At 42.9% G+C, this 16,477-nt stretch carries 20 protein-coding genes; 12 read left to right on the plus strand and 8 right to left on the minus strand.

The window, feature by feature from the left end; all coding sequences use genetic code 11:
- The first annotated feature begins 30 nt into the window (after positions 1-30).
- Complete coding sequence (locus F891_RS18120) at positions 31-204, plus strand: hypothetical protein (RefSeq protein ID WP_171066350.1); 174 nt, start codon at positions 31-33, stop codon at positions 202-204.
- On the opposite strand, the gene F891_RS13335 is transcribed toward F891_RS18120, so the two are convergent.
- From F891_RS13335 to hemW, 3 genes are all read right to left on the minus strand, one after another.
- Complete coding sequence (locus tag F891_RS13335) at positions 201-902, minus strand: IS1 family transposase (RefSeq protein WP_005263793.1); 702 nt, start codon at positions 900-902, stop codon at positions 201-203. The two genes, F891_RS18120 and F891_RS13335, sit on opposite strands and share 4 nt — an antisense overlap.
- Positions 899-1,801: an HNH endonuclease gene (locus F891_RS13340; RefSeq protein WP_005263794.1), complete on the minus strand. Its 903-nt coding sequence runs from the start codon at positions 1,799-1,801 to the stop codon at positions 899-901. The genes F891_RS13335 and F891_RS13340 overlap by 4 nt, the downstream gene beginning before the upstream one ends.
- Positions 1,802-1,973: 172 nt before the next feature.
- A complete protein-coding gene (gene hemW, locus F891_RS13345; protein WP_005263796.1) occupies positions 1,974-3,128 on the minus strand; it encodes a radical SAM family heme chaperone HemW in 1,155 nt (384 codons plus the stop codon).
- Positions 3,129-3,254: 126 nt separating this feature from the next.
- Here hemW and F891_RS13350 point away from each other — a divergent pair, with 126 nt between their 5' ends.
- Together F891_RS13350 and F891_RS13355 are read left to right on the plus strand one after the other, a co-directional pair.
- Positions 3,255-3,713 (plus strand): DMT family transporter, encoded by a 459-nt coding sequence (locus F891_RS13350; RefSeq protein ID WP_005263797.1) that lies wholly within the window; start codon positions 3,255-3,257, stop codon positions 3,711-3,713.
- Positions 3,714-3,752: 39 nt separating this feature from the next.
- Positions 3,753-5,111, plus strand: a complete 1,359-nt coding sequence (locus tag F891_RS13355; protein WP_005263798.1) for an MATE family efflux transporter — start codon at positions 3,753-3,755, stop codon at positions 5,109-5,111.
- A 202-nt stretch (positions 5,112-5,313) separates the two neighbouring features.
- On the opposite strand, the gene F891_RS13360 is transcribed toward F891_RS13355, so the two are convergent.
- Positions 5,314-5,526 carry a DUF1737 domain-containing protein gene (locus tag F891_RS13360; protein ID WP_005108569.1) on the minus strand — a complete coding sequence of 71 codons (213 nt, stop codon included), beginning with the start codon at positions 5,524-5,526 and terminating at the stop codon, positions 5,314-5,316.
- 287 nt (positions 5,527-5,813) lie between these two features.
- On the opposite strand from F891_RS13360, the gene F891_RS13365 reads away from it, so the two are divergent.
- Both F891_RS13365 and F891_RS13370 read left to right on the plus strand, forming a co-directional pair.
- Positions 5,814-7,112: an ABC1 kinase family protein gene (locus F891_RS13365; protein WP_005263799.1), complete on the plus strand. Its 1,299-nt coding sequence runs from the start codon at positions 5,814-5,816 to the stop codon at positions 7,110-7,112.
- Positions 7,113-7,208: 96 nt separating this feature from the next.
- Positions 7,209-7,460 (plus strand): type B 50S ribosomal protein L31, encoded by a 252-nt coding sequence (locus F891_RS13370; protein WP_004732342.1) that lies wholly within the window; start codon positions 7,209-7,211, stop codon positions 7,458-7,460.
- An 89-nt stretch (positions 7,461-7,549) separates the two neighbouring features.
- On the opposite strand, the gene crcB is transcribed toward F891_RS13370, so the two are convergent.
- A complete protein-coding gene (gene crcB, locus F891_RS13375) occupies positions 7,550-7,930 on the minus strand; it encodes a fluoride efflux transporter CrcB (protein WP_005101255.1) in 381 nt (126 codons plus the stop codon).
- Between the two features lie 174 nt (positions 7,931-8,104).
- Here crcB and F891_RS13380 point away from each other — a divergent pair, with 174 nt between their 5' ends.
- Positions 8,105-8,437, plus strand: coding sequence for a HopJ type III effector protein (locus F891_RS13380; protein ID WP_005101257.1), 333 nt, complete (start codon positions 8,105-8,107; stop codon positions 8,435-8,437).
- Positions 8,438-8,511: 74 nt separating this feature from the next.
- On the opposite strand, the gene F891_RS13385 is transcribed toward F891_RS13380, so the two are convergent.
- Positions 8,512-9,075 (minus strand): hypothetical protein, encoded by a 564-nt coding sequence (locus tag F891_RS13385; protein ID WP_005101258.1) that lies wholly within the window; start codon positions 9,073-9,075, stop codon positions 8,512-8,514.
- A 191-nt stretch (positions 9,076-9,266) separates the two neighbouring features.
- Between F891_RS13385 and F891_RS13390 the strand changes: the two genes are divergently transcribed.
- Positions 9,267-9,896, plus strand: coding sequence for a class I SAM-dependent methyltransferase (locus F891_RS13390; protein ID WP_004732352.1), 630 nt, complete (start codon positions 9,267-9,269; stop codon positions 9,894-9,896).
- A gap of 18 nt (positions 9,897-9,914) precedes the next feature.
- On the opposite strand, the gene F891_RS13395 is transcribed toward F891_RS13390, so the two are convergent.
- Both F891_RS13395 and F891_RS13400 read right to left on the minus strand, forming a co-directional pair.
- Positions 9,915-10,493: a hypothetical protein gene (locus F891_RS13395; RefSeq protein ID WP_004732353.1), complete on the minus strand. Its 579-nt coding sequence runs from the start codon at positions 10,491-10,493 to the stop codon at positions 9,915-9,917.
- Between the two features lie 27 nt (positions 10,494-10,520).
- The gene (locus tag F891_RS13400) at positions 10,521-10,988 is read right to left on the minus strand and encodes a Holliday junction resolvase-like protein (protein ID WP_004645008.1); all 468 of its coding nucleotides are present in this window, start codon (positions 10,986-10,988) and stop codon (positions 10,521-10,523) included.
- Between the two features lie 124 nt (positions 10,989-11,112).
- Between F891_RS13400 and F891_RS13405 the strand changes: the two genes are divergently transcribed.
- From F891_RS13405 to F891_RS13425, 5 genes are all read left to right on the plus strand, one after another.
- Positions 11,113-11,757 carry a ParA family protein gene (locus F891_RS13405; RefSeq protein WP_004281566.1) on the plus strand — a complete coding sequence of 215 codons (645 nt, stop codon included), beginning with the start codon at positions 11,113-11,115 and terminating at the stop codon, positions 11,755-11,757.
- 128 nt (positions 11,758-11,885) lie between these two features.
- The gene (locus F891_RS13410) at positions 11,886-13,016 is read left to right on the plus strand and encodes an AI-2E family transporter (protein WP_392390354.1); all 1,131 of its coding nucleotides are present in this window, start codon (positions 11,886-11,888) and stop codon (positions 13,014-13,016) included.
- A gap of 122 nt (positions 13,017-13,138) precedes the next feature.
- Entirely contained in the window at positions 13,139-13,681 is a 543-nt protein-coding gene (gene sodC / locus F891_RS13415; protein ID WP_004732359.1) for a superoxide dismutase family protein, read from the plus strand.
- A 130-nt stretch (positions 13,682-13,811) separates the two neighbouring features.
- On the plus strand, positions 13,812-15,995 hold the full coding sequence (yccS, locus tag F891_RS13420; protein WP_005263804.1) for a YccS family putative transporter: 2,184 nt from the start codon (positions 13,812-13,814) through the stop codon (positions 15,993-15,995).
- 120 nt (positions 15,996-16,115) lie between these two features.
- Entirely contained in the window at positions 16,116-16,412 is a 297-nt protein-coding gene (locus tag F891_RS13425) for a DUF3817 domain-containing protein (protein ID WP_004645001.1), read from the plus strand.
- Positions 16,413-16,477: the final 65 nt, after the last annotated feature.

The following is a 16,477-nucleotide window of genomic DNA, read 5'->3' on the forward strand; positions in this document are numbered from 1 at the left end:
TGAAAAAAGCACTCTTAGAGTGCTTTTTTTGTGCCTATCATTTCTCTCATGCCGCTCGCTTTTAAAGATCATTGGGTTGTTCTAAAAACCGGTGTGCTCTATGCCAGGCTAAAAATACCGGATCAGGGGCAAAACGTTTTGGTACGTCGATTCGTTTACCGTGATAAAGTTTTGGTGGTGTTTCAAAAAGTATGCTGGCGTTAAACAAATCCGTTATTAAGGTAAAAGAAAGTCAAATCAAAGGCTTTAAAATGATTTTCGAGCTTTTTAGAAAAGTTGCAACTTCTCCTAAATCCACGCCTGATTCGATGACGAATTCTACAGTTGTTACCTTCAATACCGACGGTAAAAAACTTACCGATCACTTGCTTGCAACATTGAAATGCTGTGATAAAACTATCCCAGTGATCACTCGCAATTCCAGCATATTGAACCCCAAGCTTTTTAAGTCTAGCTTTAAGACGTTGAACCGTTGCTAAATCCCGCTTACCCCAAACATAAGCAACAACTTCTCCAGATTCTCGATGGTAGGCATAAATAAGCCATTGTTTATTTTTCTTATTCCCTACAAAAGTCCAAAGTTCATCGACTTCAAGACATTCGTAGTGGCTTTGTTTAGGCTGAATCTGATAGATCGATTCACTTAAGGTTCGTAATACCTTGCCAATGCTGATACGCTCGACTTCAGCAATATCTCTTACACCGCTTCCTCTGACCATTAAATGTAATATCTTGCCGGTAATACCTGAGTTACATCCTTGATAGCTTAATGCATGATCACCAATAAACTGACGTTTGCAATCTTTGCATTGATGGTTTTGTTTCCCATCTACTTTGATGCCATTTCTCTTTATATTGTTACTTAGACAGGTAGGACATTTGATTTGTAGCGTTATTTTCATACCTCTATTTTATCAAAAGCCATATTGTTTTTTTCAGCATACTTTTTGAAACACCACCAAAGTTTTAAATAGGCGTATAAACTCGCATCTTGCTTGGCTTGATTCGCAAGACACACTTTAAGCCCTTTATCTAGCGTGATAAATCCCTGATCGAAAGCTTGATCCAATAAAGAAGATAAACAAATTCCATTACGCGGATTTCTTCTATGTACCTGATTTTCAGACCAAGGTACGATATGAGAAGCCACTAAAAAGGCTTTGGTCTTAATACCAGAGATCGCACATTGATATTGATAATTAAGTTTAACTTGTAAAGCAAATTCCTGGTGTGGCGAACCGCGAACTTTTACATTGGCATATTGATCTTCAACACTATAATCGAGGATTTCTTGACGTAAATGCGTATCTAACAAAGCATCCTGTTTTTCGCCTATTCCTGCTAATTTAAGTAATCGCCAAAAATCATCTGCCGTGATCTCATTCATGCCATATTGTTGAAAAAAATATTCCCAAGTATTTCCGCGTGGTTTAAAAGTCCATTGAAAATCTTCCAAATCGGACTGCAGAATAGGATCTATAAAACGTATACCATCGATCACTTTCGCAAAGACCGGTTTGGTTCGGCGTTTTTGATGATTTTGAGGAATGGCAGTAGGTGCAATAATCTTGGCTATACGGCCTGCACCATAAAGATAGAATTGATTTTTAATTTCAGAGGCTTTTTGCGGTCGTCGATATAAAAAGAAATCCCCTTCCCTGACTCGATTATATTTAGACTGATCCCAATGATATTCTTTAAAGTCCCGATCTTCATAAACCAGATGATCACTTTTACTATCAAAAATAAAGAATCGGGTATTAGTTAAATCCAGCTGTTGAAAATCCCATAATATATCCACCTGCCCACCCTCTAGAAATTATAATATTCATTTAATTTAATCTTTGAATATTCTCAGAAAACTTCTCTCTAAGAAAGCGTCAATCAGAATTTAGGCATTTTATTTAAGACAATAAAAAAACCCAATAGAATCCTATTAGGGTTTCTTTTAGAACAATGGGGAAATTAAATAATTAAAGAAATTCTTCCAGTACCGAATTTAAAAAGATATGCCCCTGCTCGGTACATGAAAGACGATCTTGATCATCGACCATTAACTTTCTGTCACGCAAAGAACTCAGCAACTCATTCAAGCGATCCAGACTCAGGCCAGTACGTTCTGCATAGAGCTTGGCTTCCACGCCGTGATTTAAACGTAACGCATTCATCATAAATTCAAATGGCATGTCGGCATCTTCAATCCGCTTAAACTGCAGATGTTCAGCAGGTACTTTGGCTAAGTAGTCTTTAGGTAAACGGGTTTTCTGGAACCGATACACGCCATCCGGCTGAGTGACTTTGCCATGTGCTCCGGCACCAATCGCCAGATAATCACCAAACTGCCAGTAATTCAGATTATGTGCTGAAGGCAGTTCTTTACACCAAGCCGAAACTTCATAGTTGATAAAACCCTGCGCTTTTAAGTAGAGCTCACCCTGCTCTTGAATATCTTCCAATACTTCATCGACAGGCAAAATCGGTTGAGTCCGGAAAAATACCGTATTGGGTTCAATCGTCAGTTGATACCAAGAAATATGCGTAGCACCCTGTTCCACGGCCAATTTTAAATCATGCAAAGCCTGATCCAAGGTCTGTTCAGGCAAACCATGCATCAAGTCGACATTAATCCGCTGAAACCCAGCTTCACGTGCCAGCCCAATGGCAGAAATCGCATCTTCATTGCTGTGAATCCGTCCCAAACGCTTGAGATGCTCGGTATTAAAACTCTGTACCCCAATCGACAGACGGTTAATTCCGGCCTGCAAATAACCGGCAAACGGATCATGTTCGACTGTGCCGGGATTGGCTTCCAGCGTAATCTCACAGCCTTCGGCAAAGGGAATAACGGCTTTGAGCTGATCAAATAACCATTGATAGCCTAGGGCAGAAATCAGTGACGGCGTCCCCCCACCAATAAAGACACTGTGAATCTGCCGGCCTTGGGCAAAATCGACCTGAGTTTTAAAGTCTTCCACCAGTGCTCGTAAATATTCCTGTTCCAATTCCAGTGATAATTGACCATCCGGAACCGCATGCGAATTGAAGTCACAATAAGGACATTTGCGCACACACCAAGGCATATGAATATATAAGGACAAAGGGACAGCAGCAGGATTCAATTCAGCCAAAGAACTACTCAAAAACGATTACAAGATATAGCGGAATTTTAACATGACTCGGCGGCAACACTGCTAAAATTAAATTTGATCGTGTGATATGCCTAAAAATTTAAATAGAATTAGTCAGTTAAAATTATGAAAATATCTTCTCAATTTATTATTTTACTTCCTTTGGTTTTTGCAATCGGTGTTTTATTGACACTCCAGACCGCAATTAATACACAACTAAAAGAATATTTATATTCTCCTATTCAAGCTGCATTTTTTTCCTTTTTGATTGGTACAATAGTGCTCGCCGTAATCGTACTTTTTCAGTCCAATCCCAAACCCGGTTTACAGGAACTGATGAGTGTTCCCTGGTATTTATGGCTCGGGGGCATCGTGGGTGTATACGCGATTAGCATGAGCATTTATGCAGCGCCCAAACTTGGCTTTCTGGTTCTTAGCGGTCTCATTATTTTTGGTCAGATGGTGATGTCGATGCTGGTCGATCATCTGGGATTATTGGGTAATGAAAAAATGCCGATTAATTGGCAACGTCTTTTAGGCGGCGTGGTAATTTTTATTGGTGTGCTTCTCACTTTACAACGCTAAACCTTCTATTTAAGCACATGATCACGATGAGTAATTTTTGTGTCGAATGTTTCACCAGTCACAACCTTTGGTTTTGAATTAAAAAAACTGTTTCATCTGATGCTGCCTATTCTGGTAACCCAATTTTCTCAGGCTGGTCTGGGCCTGATTGATACCATTATGGCCGGTCATCTGTCTGCTACCGATCTTGCCGCGATTGCCGTCGGAGTAGGACTCTGGATTCCGGTGATGCTGCTGTTTAGTGGCATTATGATTGCCACGACGCCTTTGGTTGCCGAAGCTAACGGCGCACGCACACCTGAAAAAATTGCCACCATTGCACGTCAATCACTTTGGGTCGCCCTGATTCTTGGGGTAATTGCCGGCTTGATTTTGCAACTCCTGCCCGCCACTTTGCCACTCTTGGGTGTACCGGAAAGCTTACAGCCTAAAGCCAGTTTATTCCTGCATGCCATTGGTTTTGGTATGCCTGCGGTAACCATGTATGCAGCCTTACGCGGCTACTCAGAAGCGATTGGAAATCCTCGCCCGGTCACCGTGATTAGTTTATTGGCGCTGGTTTTGCTGGTTCCGCTGAACTATATCTTTATGTATGGTATTGGCCCTGTTCCGGCCCTGGGCAGTGCAGGCTGTGGGTTTGCCACAGCGATTTTGCAGTGGTTAATGCTCATGACTCTGGCATTGTATATCTTTAAGAATAAGGCCTATCAACGTACCCAGCCTTTTACTCATTGGGAAAAAATCAACCCGGAATGGGTGAAGCGTATTCTGCAACTGGGTTTTCCGATTGGATTGGCGATCTTCTTTGAGGTCAGTATTTTCAGTACAGCAGCAATTGTGCTGAGTCCCTTGGGAGAGACCATTGTCGCTGCCCATCAGATTGCTATTTCTGTCACTTCACAACTGTTCATGATTCCCATGTCACTGGCAATTGCCCTGACCATTCGGGTCGGCACTTACTATGGTGAACAGAACTGGCAAGCCATGCGTAAAGTGCAATATCTCGGCCTGATTACTGCCACTATTCTGGCGATCCTGACCATGATTCTGCTTTGGGTTTTCCGCAATGAAATCGTGGCGCTCTACACCTCAGATATGATCGTGACCCAAATTGCGGTGTATCTGATTCTGTTTGCCATTGCCTATCAGCTGATGGATGCCTGGCAGATCAGTGCGGCAGGTTGTCTGCGCGGCATGCAGGATACCAAGGGGCCGATGTGGATTACCATGCTGGCTTACTGGATCATCGCCTTCCCGGTTGGAGTATATTTATCCCGCTTTACCGAGATGGGCGCTGCCGGTGTTTGGGTTGGCCTGATCGTGGGTTTAAGTGTTGCCTGTGTTTTATTGCTGGCACGACTCTATAGCAATAACAGACGTTTAAGCTTAAAGGTGTAAAAACTTAGCGACTTTCAAGCAATCTTAAATATTGGGTAGGTGACATGGATGTCACCGTTGAGCTGTGATACAGGGAAGTAGCATCAGATCAACGAAACTGTTCTGTTACTTTTGCCATGACAAAAGTAAAAATTGCCGATGCGACAGCATAAAAATAAAAGATGAGAGCATAGCCTTGAGCATTCTAATTTCGATGTAGAAGTTAAGAATTAGCTCCCAAAGCCTCCTTCAATCCTTGTGGAATCTCCGATTCATCCGCCACATCTTTGGTCACCACCTGCCCCACAATTACATCCGTACCATTAAAAGCCATGGTGGGTGAACCATATAGCTCATAACCCTCATTTAAGGCACGGGTCACCCGCGCACAAAAATGCACATCATCCTTCCCAGTAAAATATCGATAGACTTTCATTGAATTTTCTTCATTACAGCAATCTGTTTATTTTAAGCTTTTAGCTATAAAACAACATTCAGAATTAGTACTCGGTCTTATCTAAAACGATGATGGATTCCGGCATATTCTTATAGTTTAAACGCAAGCAATAAAGATAAATCTTTTAACAAATCAAAGATGATGCATTAAACATGGAGAAGCTGAAGGAAATCACAACACAACCTCTACAATTAAATCTAGGCAATTGAACCTTTGTCACCTATGATCAAATACATCCATTCATAGTTGGTTTCAAGGAATCTCGCATGGCAAAAACGGCTAGCACACCCGGTCGTCGCTTTATGAAACTTGCCGGAATGACCGCAAGTATTGCAGGTAAAACCCTCTCCAATTCCATTAAAAATTTAACTGCCGATGACGAGCAGAAAAACACTGCGCGCAGTAAATTATTTCAGGATATTGGTGTGCAGATTGCGGATACCTTGGGGGAAATGAAAGGCGCAGTCATGAAAGTTGGCCAGATCGCCTCTCAATATAAAGACGTTTTCCCGCCCGAAGTCGCTAAAGCCATTGCTAAATTACAGCGTCAGGCGCCACCCATGCCGTTTAAAGAAATTCAGGCACAAGTAGAAAAAGAATTGGGTAAACCTTTACAGCAGCTGTTCCAGCAGTTTGATGAACAGCCATTTGCCGCGGCCTCGATTGGTCAGGTGCATAAAGCCACTCTACCGAATGGCCAGCAAGTTGTAGTCAAGGTGCAATATCCTGGTGTGGATGAAGCCTGCGAAAGCGACCTGAAGCAAGTTCGTCTGGCACTGCGCATGATGGGCGTATTAAAGATTGATCGTAAACTTCAAGATCAATTATTTAAAGAAATTCAGCACAGTCTGGACAATGAGTTGAACTATGAAATTGAAGCCCAGAATCTGGAAATCGCCCGTGCCTTCCATGAATCTCTGGATAGTAAAATTATAATTCCGAAAGTGTTTCATGAGTACTCTTCACGTCATATTCTGACTTTGAGCCAGGAGCTTGGTGAAAGTATTGAAACTGCCAGCACTTGGCCACTCGAAACCCGAAATGCTTTAGGCCGCCGCCTCTTCCGCGCCATTGGTCAGGAAATTTTTTATCTGAAACGCTTTCACTGTGACCCACATCCGGGTAACTTTGCATTTCGTGAAGATGGCTCTGTGATTGTTTATGATTATGGTGGCGTTAAAACCTTATCGACTGAAGTGATTGGACATTTTAGGGAACTAATCCATGCGGCACGCGAGAAGAATATTCCCGTGATCGAGCAACAGCTGGATGCGCTGCATTCCTTGACTGAAACTGGAAAATTCCCGAAAGAATTGTATGAACAATGGCTGGAAGTGCTCATGCGTCCTCTGGTCACTCACTATGATTTTGCCGAAAACTCAGCGCATCATGATGGGATGGAGTTACTGAAACCTTCGTTGAAATATTGGGATGTATTTAAGCCTTCTCCTGATACCTTGATGGTGAACCGGACAATTTCAGGACAATACTGGAACCTGATTCATCTCAAAGTACACGATGATTTAAGTGATGTATTTGAAGAACTGGTGCCGAGTCGAAGCTAAGTTGAGACGATAGGCTTACACGCTGTAACCCTAGATTACTTGAAATATCAAATGTTACATTATAACATTTAATCAAGAGTCATGAGGAAATTAGATATGCGTTCAGATATCCATCCTGAGTATCGTGAAGTATTATTCCATGATACCAATGCCGATGCCTATTTCGTAATTGGCAGCACGATGAACTCGAGCCAAACTAAAGAATATCAAGGTAAAACATATCCTTATGTAACACTAGATATTTCGAGTGCATCACATCCTTTCTATACGGGTGAGCAACGTCAGACCAGCAATGAAGGACGTGTGGCGAGCTTTAACAAACGTTTTGGCCGCTTTAAACGTGGTTAAAACCGAAAACCCTCGATTATCTTAAGATTTAAATCGTGGTTTATGTCAGGAAATGACCTCCAATTTCCTGACTTTTTTATGCGCTTATTTTAACTCTGTGCCAATACGATTGAAGTTAAATAAAAGCCCAGCGCCAGAACAATAATGCCGACAATTAAGCTGGATAATGCATATAACAGCGCTAGGCCCATAGCACCTTGCTTGAATAACAAAAAGCTTTCCAGACCGAAACTGGAAAATGTGGTAAAACCACCGAGAATTCCCACCATTAAAAACAGACGAGCTTCTTGTTGGAGTACTGGATATTTTTGGCTACAGGCAAAAAAAATCCCGGCACATAAACAGCCTAAAATATTGATCCACCAGGTGGGCCAAGGAAATTGCATTTGTGGTTTGAACAGCCAAAGTCCTGCTGCATAACGCAGACTGGCACCGATTGCCCCACCCATTGCCACCCAAAGCCAGCCCATATTTTTTCCTGTTCTATTTATTGATCAAGTTTATTTTATCCAAAGTTTCATATTCAGCATGGATAAATTTCACTGTTATCTTGAACCGAAAATCAATGAAATACCATGGAACTTCGCAAGAAAATTGCTATATTTATTGCATCCAATTTTCATGAATGGCACAGGAAAAACAGCATGGCACAGGATTTATTGGCCCAGTTGGCAGCAGGCGAAGCAAAATTTGCAGATGTGATTACTTATATCGAATCGCGTTATACGCATACACCGACTGCATTTAAAAATGGCCAGCAGAATAATGCGGCCACAGAAAACCAGGGCAGCGCCAAAGTCTTTTCTTTTGCACAATTAAATGGTCTGGATCAGGCACAGACCTTAAGCCTGTTTGCTGAGCATTATGCTTCTGTACTGGCGACGCCAGAGGCGACTGATCATCAGAATATCCGCCAGTTTATGCTCAATGGCTGGGATGGAATTGCCTTTGAAGGTCAGGCTTTAACTGCGAAGTAAGTACTAAGCAGATAAAAAAAACCGCTCAAAGGAGCGGTTTTTTATACAACTCAGAAGTGTATAGGATGTCTGTTTTAGCTCTTACCGACTTTTTCAATCCACTTAATGGAACTGACGCGGAAAACTTCACAGGCACCATCACCCGTATCGGTCGGCGTTAAAGACGATTTCCAGACCAGATCTTTGTCACGCACTTCAACCAGTTCCCCTTGCATACGCACCAGATCGCCACGCTTTACTTTTTTAATTGCCTTGGCAATTTCAGGATTGGCAGGAATGATATGCATATTGGACACCATCTGCTTGGCTTGTTCTACCGGCACTGGCACCCGATCCATTTTCCAGTTTAAATAACGGTCATATTGATTCACTGTGATATGTCGGGCAATTTCAGGTTCAGCAAACAGCCCCCAACTGACGGCATAATCAATCGGAGAGAATTTGGCTTGCGGGTCAGAACTATAAACCTTGGAACCCAGAATACGGAAATCACCTTTAAAGGGCTGCAAGACCGAAATTGACTGGCCTTTAACGACAGGAGGCAAACCTTTGGCAATATTGTGGTCGACCGAGCTATAGCCCGAAATAGGCAGCAACAGGCTGGCCAGCAAAGCATAATGTTTAAAGTATTTGAGCATAATTTTTAATCTAATCCTAATCAAGTTGATCAAACGTTTTAAGGATATCTTCCTTGATCTTACGGATTTTTTAATGAATAAACAGTTGAACTTGGTAACAAACTGCACGTATTTAGTCAGCTCGAGATATGCCTGTCATTTTATTTTTCAGTTAAGCTAGAACGTATTTCCATCAAATTAAAATAACTCAAATGCTGTATAAACTTTATCAACAACATATCTTTCCGCATCTGCTGAATCAAGTGATGCAAACGCCATCCTTGATGGACTTGCGTCGTGAACTACTTTTGGATATTTCCGGTGAAGTACTGGAAATTGGTTTTGGTACCGGCCTGAATCTGCCTTTTTATCAATCGGTTGATAAGGTCTATGCACTAGAACCAAACCCGACGATCTTCAAACTGGCAGAATCACGAATTCAACAGGCCGCTTTTCAGGTCGAACATATTCAGGCCAGTGCAGAAGCTTTACCTTTTGCCGAAAATAGTCTGGAAAATATTGTATCTACCTGGACGCTTTGTAGTATTGCAGAGCTGGAACAGAGCCTGCAGGAAATTTATCGTGTGCTACAACCGGGTGGGACTTTACATGTGGTCGAACATGTTCTGAATCGACAAAATTTAAATATTCAGCGTCTACAACATTTACTCACTCCCATTCAAAAGAAAGTCGCAGATGGCTGTCATCTGAATCGGGATATTGAGACCGCCTTGCTGGAAACCGGTTTTGAAATAGAAACTTTAAATTATGTAGATGCGGAAGGTATACCCAAGATTGGCCAACGTATGTTGTTAGCACGTGTTCGTAAACTAGGAAGCTAATTTACGACCATCTTATATTTAGTGTGGCTGAAGGTGGGTTACTTGCAGCAACTGACAATGAGCACGATATTCAGAGCCCGTCCCGACCCGGAATTCTTGTCCAGTCGTGCCTGAATGAACTGTCACCAGATCACCAGTGAGCGTGATTTTCTGCCCCGATTTTAGCCGGCGAATCTGATCGGCAATTTTTTCAGTGGCAGCAATCAGACTAAAATACTGTACATGCGTATTGACGAAGTCACGCTCCGCTTTATTGGTTTGTCCTTCGAGCTGATAGCAGCGTTTTGCTTCATCAAACTCCAGTTTTGCCTGTATAGCGGGCAGCGGTTGAGTCAGCAACAGCACATCAATATTACTCAGATAGGCCAGATCATTAAAATGCCCCACCACAGGGCTGGCCTGATGCAGCACCCGACGATCAGGTTTTACGAAACGGTGATCATGCACAATATAAGTCGCGGAAATGCGCTTAACGGGTTCTACTTTAAAGTTTTTAAGTACGCCCTTTTCTTGCAGATGCGGAATGGCACGAAAAAATTCATTCCACACCCAGAGTCCTAGCATAAACAGCAGCGCAGTGATCAGTAATTTTTGCATAATTTTTTATTCTTCACTGGATTTTGGTCAATCCTGAAAATCAATCCGAATGGTTTCAAAACGTACCCGCCCTTCCTGAACCGCACGGGCAATGGCTTGCTGGCCTTTGGTCAGACGTGCTCCGCCACTTTTAATGTCAATCAAAACCACTTCAATATCTTCAGCGTCGCCTTCGCCATCACGAAAATCGGTATAACCATCAAAGACCACATAATCCACCGGATCACCCAGAAACTTGGCATCACTCGGCAGATATTGAAATTCCGGCATGATCGGCGCGAGCTGTTCCGCCATTTTTCCTTTGAGAACTGCACGGCTGGTATTCACGCTGCGTTTTTGCGCGGCAATGAGGGACTGCTGATGCTCTAGTTCCAGCTCGGCAATATACTGCTCATATTCGGCCTTGATCCGTCCATTGCGCGTCTGACTTAAAATAATAGTGGTCAATACCACCCCGATACATGCGCCAATCAACATGGCCATCCATATGGACATTCAATCTTCCTAATTTGCCTGATTTTTATAGCATCGCATTCGACTGAAGTTGAGGACTTCGGCCATTTGCATACTTGAAAAGAATGATATGCTAGGCCGGAACAGAATAAAATCACCTTGAGTCATGAAAACAATTTTAGTTGCGAATCAGAAAGGCGGTTGTGGCAAAACCATGACAGCCATTAGTTTGGCGTCAGCACTCGCACAAAAGGGTTATAAGGTGGCATTGGCCGATGCCGACAACCAGAAATCAACATTGCAATGGCTCAAGCATCGTCCGGCACAGGCAGCGCAGATCCAGAGTCTGGACTGGCGCAATAGCAAGTCCATTGGTGATGCGCCGAAACAGATCGAATACCTGATTATTGATGCACCAGGTGCTTTGACCGATGATCATGCCGAACAGCTGATCAGTGAAGCACATGCGATTATCATCCCGATCCAGCCTTCTTTTTTTGATATCGATTCGACCCGCCGTTTTCTCAAGCATTTGCAGGATATTAAACGCATCCGTAAGGGCAAGGTTGAAATTTTACTTTTGGCCAATCGCACCAAAGCAAATGCAGCCAGCAATCAGGACATACAGCAGTTTTTTGACAAGATCGACCAGCAGCCAGTGGCCTGGATTTCGGAACGTGCCCCTTATAGCCGACTGGCTATGGAAGGCCTGTCCGTCTTTGATAAACCTCAGAAAATCTACCGGGAACTGCAGGCTCAATGGCAACCGGTACTGAATGCCATTATTGATGATCCGAGTCAGTGGTTTTGAGTCAATCATCTGAATCGTGGTATAGCTTTGGGAAAATAATCTCGCTACTTGGCTAGCTATCATTTTCGATCGCTTTTTTTTCAGTTAATATGCCTGAACACGACCTAAAAAATGAGTCATTAAATTCAGTGCAACAGTACGCGCCTACATTACAAAAAGTCTTATTATTTGGATTGTTCTTTATCCTGATTTTTTTGAGTTTTCATATACTCAAGTATTTCATCATTCCTGTAGTTTGGGCAGCAATTATTGCCTATATGACTTGGCCGCTGTATCAGTCGGTGTTACGCTTGTGCGGCAATCGACCGACATTGAGTGCAACCGTAATGATCTTGGCCGTGATTCTGGTCTTTGGTCTGCCGTTTATTTTCGCCATTTTCATGCTGCAGCACGAAGGTCGTAACCTGTATTTTGAATTGCAGCGACAGGTCTTTTCCGGTCACCTGAATGTCCCTGATTTTATTCGCGGGCTTCCGATTGTGGGCAAGGAAATTACCCGAACCTTAAATGAAATCAACACTGATCCACAGAGTATTGCACTGTCGGTATCGACCTGGATTCAAGGTCATCTGAATTACGGCAAAGTGGTGTTGAATGAAGTCAGCAAAAACATCTTTAAATTATGTTTTGCGGTACTTTCGCTGTTTTTCTTCTACCGTGATGGTCAGACCATTTTAAATCAGGTGCGTAAAGCCTTTGAAATGGTGGTCGGTCCACGTGTACATCATTATTTTTCCACCATCTCTGCGACTACACGTGCCGTAGTCTATGGGGTTGGTTTGACTGCGATTGCACAGTCCTTATTGGCAGGTCTGAGCTATTTTGTTGCAGGTGTGCCGAATCCGATGGTTTTAACCATTGTGACCTTTATTTTTGCCCTGATTCCCTTTGGCCCACCCCTCGCCTATAGTGCGGTGGCGTTATGGCTGTTTTCACAAGGACAAACCATTGAGGCTATCGGGGTCATGGTGTGGGGTGTCTGTATTGTCAGTACTGCCGATAACGTGATTCGTCCACTGGTAATTTCTGGTGCAACCCAGATTCCATTCCTGCTGATCATGTTTGGAGTCTTGGGTGGTATTGCCAGTTTTGGTCTGGTCGGAGTGTTTATTGGCCCGGTGATTCTGGCTGTGCTGCTTGCAATCTGGCGTGAATGGTTACATGAAAGTAATCTGAATGAACCTTTGATGATGCCTAAAGCCACCATGGCACATGAGATTGATCCAGAAACCAAGAACACACCGCCCAAAGCGCCTTAAAGCATAGAGAGAATTGACTTAAACAAAACAAAACATTTAAGTACTGATTCTATATAGAGCTTCTGATCTTGCTCTGTTTAAATGAACTCACAAAACAGAATAAAGATCAGGATGCCAAAATCATGTCTTCATTGTTTAAAATTACGACACTTTGCGCGTTAAGCGCCGCACTTTTTACCGGTTGTGCATCAACCTCTCCATCAAATGAAGTGGTCAGAGCAGTAACTGTGAATGCTGTAACTGCTCAAGGTGTGGGCCAAGAGATTGGTACCGTATTACTCAGTGACAGCCCAGCCGGTCTGGTTATTCGTACCAACCTGAAACAACTTCCTGCGGGTGAACGTGGTTTCCATATTCATGAAAATGGTTCATGCGCACCTGCCATGAAAGACGGCAAGATGGGCGCAGCACTGGCTGCAGGTAGCCATTACAATCCAAATCAGGCTCCACATCACGGTACACCAGTGACCGGTCACTTAGGTGATTTACCAGCATTGAAAGTCAATACAGATGGAACTGCACGTGTCACCCTGCTTGCACCACGTCTGAAACTGGCTGATGTTCAGGGTCGTGCAATTATGGTCCATGCCGGTGGCGACAATTATTCCGATAACCCATTACCATTGGGTGGCGGCGGTGAACGTATTGCCTGTGGTGTGATCTAAACACCTTCATACCAATGACTAAATAGAAAAAAACGGGCAGCATGCTCGTTTTTTTCATGGATTTTTCTTTTATTTTGGCGTCTAAATTGCATTCAGAACTTTGCGTTTTTACTTTCCGGATCCTATCTTTGTGAATGCTGCCCAACCTGCGATTGCTACTTTTATTAAAATTATAAAACCTGTCCTGCTGCCCTTTCAGTCCAGTGCGCTGATGACCTATTGCCTGCAGATCCTGCTGGTGTTTTTGGGTACTACTTTCGGTCTGAAATTTCTGGGTTATGAGTTCTTGATCGTTCCAGTAACGTTAGGGGCAATTGCCACGGCACTGACTGATTTTGATGACCGGCTAAGCCTACGTTTGCGCAACCTGTTACTGGTCATCATTCTGTTTTTTAGTATCAGCAGCATTCTGGAATTTCTTGCTCCGCATAAATTCTGGTTTGCATTGTGGCTGTCACTGTCAAGTGCGCTGTTTATTCTAATGGGTGCCTTAGGCCAGCGTTATGCCACGATTTCATTTGGCACCATTTTACTGTCAATCTATACCATGTTCGGCCTGGGCGAATATCAGCACTGGTATGAACAGCCACTTTATTTTGTCATTGGGGCTCTATGGTACGGCCTGACGTCTATTCTATTTTTTCTGCTGCGTCCTACTTTGCAGGTTCAGGAAAATCTCGCACAAAGCTTGCAGCACATGTCGGATTTACTGCTGAGTAAAGCCAAACTGTTTGATCCGGACCAGCACCCGAATGTTGAAAACCTACTCTATGAGTTGTCACTTAAAAATACTTTAGTCATTCAGAGTTTTAACCGCAGCAAAGATTCACTATTGACTCGACTCAAAGCTTCGCGTGCCAATCGCAATACCATTTACTGGCTGAATCTGTATTTTCTGATACAGGATATTCATGAACAGGCCACAGCCAATTATCTGCATTATGAACAGATCGAACAGCATTTTAGTCGCACTGACCTGATTTTCCGGATTCAGAAAAATATCCGTCTGCAAGCCCTTGCCTGTCAGCATCTGGCAGAATGTGTGCTGCGCAATGAAAAATTTTATCTGTCTGCAGATGATGAACTGGCATTGAAACATTTACAGGAATCGATGCAGGACTGGATTGCCCAGCACCCACAGAATATTGAAGTTAAAAATTTACAGCTTATTCTGGCCAATCTGCTGAGTGTACATGAGCAGTTACAACACCTGCATGATCAACAGGCACTGTATAAGCCACGCTATCAGCAGCATTTTGATGACCTGAGCCTGTTTGATGATGATATTCGCGATAGCACAGATCTCTGGCTGAAACTCAAACCGCACTTGAGTCCGCAATCGGCACTCTTTCGGCATGCGGTGCGGATTGCCATTGTGTTTCTAGTCGGCTATGCCATTTCATTATTGCCCTTTGCGAAAAATGGCTACTGGATTTTACTGACCAGCCTGTTTGTCTGTCAGATCAGTTATTTTGCCACCAAAAGCCGGCTCAAATTGCGGACCCTAGGAACATTATTAGGGGTCATGCTGGGCGTTCCCATTCTGTATTTTGTGCCAAGTGTCGAAGGTCAGTTATTGCTAACAGTAATTTTTGGTGTCGGTTTTTTCTATCTACGTTCCAAAAAATATGCCATGGCCACTCTCATGGCGACCTTGATGGTACTCCTGATTTTTAACCTGAAAGGTGCCGGTTATGCCATTATTTTACCGCGTATTATTGATACCCTTATAGGCTGTCTGATTGCATGGATGGCAGTAAGCTGGATCTGGCCTGACTGGAATTTTCGTAATATTTCCAGCAATATTAAAAAATCATCGCTTGCTACGCTGGACTATTTTGCTGCAGTGGTCGAACAATATCGAAACGGTAAAGATAACAGTATTGCTTACCGGACTGCACGGCGTCTGGCCCACAATGCACAGATTGATTTATCCAGCATGATTTCAAGCCTGAGTACCGAACCGAATCCAGATCCGCAACTGGTCAAAAGTGCCTTTCGCTATCTGGTCTATAGTCATAGCCAACTCAGTTATATTGCAGCATTGGGGAGTCACCGTGAGCAGGTTACTGATACACAAATTCTGGATTTAATGCACTGGTGCCAGCAAACCTTAACTGGGGTATTGCTGCAACAACAGCCTTTAGATACCTACGACATCGATCATAAACTGGCAGAAATTCAACGCTTAAGTACCCAGGAAAACCAGTCAGCACATCTGCTTTTGGTGTTGAAACAGATCAGTTTATTGTTGGAAACCTTACCGGAATTACTAAAATTACGTCATGAATTATTAGGTGCCGAGATTAAATAACCAACTACCTTACTTGGTTATAACTTATTAAAAATATTGAATATATCTTTATTATTAAGATTCAATATTCAGGTGATATTCGGTACACTCAGAACTAATTCGGTTAAATCAATATGTATTATGAACATCAAAACTTTGCGTCTGGTCGGTTTGCTTGAAGGGATTTCATTCCTGCTGCTGTTATTTATCGCGATGCCAGTGAAATATATGATGGATAATCCTATTCTGGTGAAATATGTCGGCATGGGTCATGGCGTACTGTTTGTGCTATTTCTGGTGGTGTTATTTGCGGTATGTGAAAAACAGAAATGGTCTCTCAGTATGTTTGTGATGGGTTTAATCGCTTCGATTCTACCTTTCGGTCCATTCCTGTTTGATATGAAACTGAAGAAGCTGGAACAGCCCGCTGAAGCTTAATTGTAGAATCCTAATATAATTAGATCAGTCAAAAGAAAATTCTCTCTCCCTTTGGGAGAGAGTTA

Origin of the sequence: Acinetobacter sp. CIP 101966, from assembly GCF_000369725.1 — a bacterium.
Taxonomy (GTDB): Bacteria; Pseudomonadota; Gammaproteobacteria; order Pseudomonadales; family Moraxellaceae; genus Acinetobacter; species Acinetobacter lwoffii_Q.

Bases quoted from the DNA above. Each gene is read 5' to 3' on its own strand.
- F891_RS13405 (WP_004281566.1), top strand. From the start codon at position 11,113: ATGAAAACAATTTTAGTTGCGAATCAGAAAGGCGGTTGTGGCAAAACC.
- F891_RS13385 (WP_005101258.1), bottom strand. From the start codon at position 9,075: ATGCTCAAATACTTTAAACATTATGCTTTGCTGGCCAGCCTGTTGCTG.
- F891_RS13335 (WP_005263793.1), bottom strand. From the start codon at position 902: ATGAAAATAACGCTACAAATCAAATGTCCTACCTGTCTAAGTAACAAT.
- F891_RS13425 (WP_004645001.1), top strand. From the start codon at position 16,116: ATGAACATCAAAACTTTGCGTCTGGTCGGTTTGCTTGAAGGGATTTCA.
- F891_RS13390 (WP_004732352.1), top strand. From the start codon at position 9,267: ATGCTGTATAAACTTTATCAACAACATATCTTTCCGCATCTGCTGAAT.
- F891_RS13370 (WP_004732342.1), top strand. From the start codon at position 7,209: ATGCGTTCAGATATCCATCCTGAGTATCGTGAAGTATTATTCCATGAT.
- F891_RS13395 (WP_004732353.1), bottom strand. From the start codon at position 10,493: ATGCAAAAATTACTGATCACTGCGCTGCTGTTTATGCTAGGACTCTGG.
- F891_RS13380 (WP_005101257.1), top strand. From the start codon at position 8,105: ATGGCACAGGATTTATTGGCCCAGTTGGCAGCAGGCGAAGCAAAATTT.
- F891_RS13365 (WP_005263799.1), top strand. From the start codon at position 5,814: ATGGCAAAAACGGCTAGCACACCCGGTCGTCGCTTTATGAAACTTGCC.
- F891_RS13360 (WP_005108569.1), bottom strand. From the start codon at position 5,526: ATGAAAGTCTATCGATATTTTACTGGGAAGGATGATGTGCATTTTTGT.
- F891_RS13400 (WP_004645008.1), bottom strand. From the start codon at position 10,988: ATGTCCATATGGATGGCCATGTTGATTGGCGCATGTATCGGGGTGGTA.
- crcB (WP_005101255.1), bottom strand. From the start codon at position 7,930: ATGGGCTGGCTTTGGGTGGCAATGGGTGGGGCAATCGGTGCCAGTCTG.
- sodC (WP_004732359.1), top strand. From the start codon at position 13,139: ATGTCTTCATTGTTTAAAATTACGACACTTTGCGCGTTAAGCGCCGCA.
- F891_RS13350 (WP_005263797.1), top strand. From the start codon at position 3,255: ATGAAAATATCTTCTCAATTTATTATTTTACTTCCTTTGGTTTTTGCA.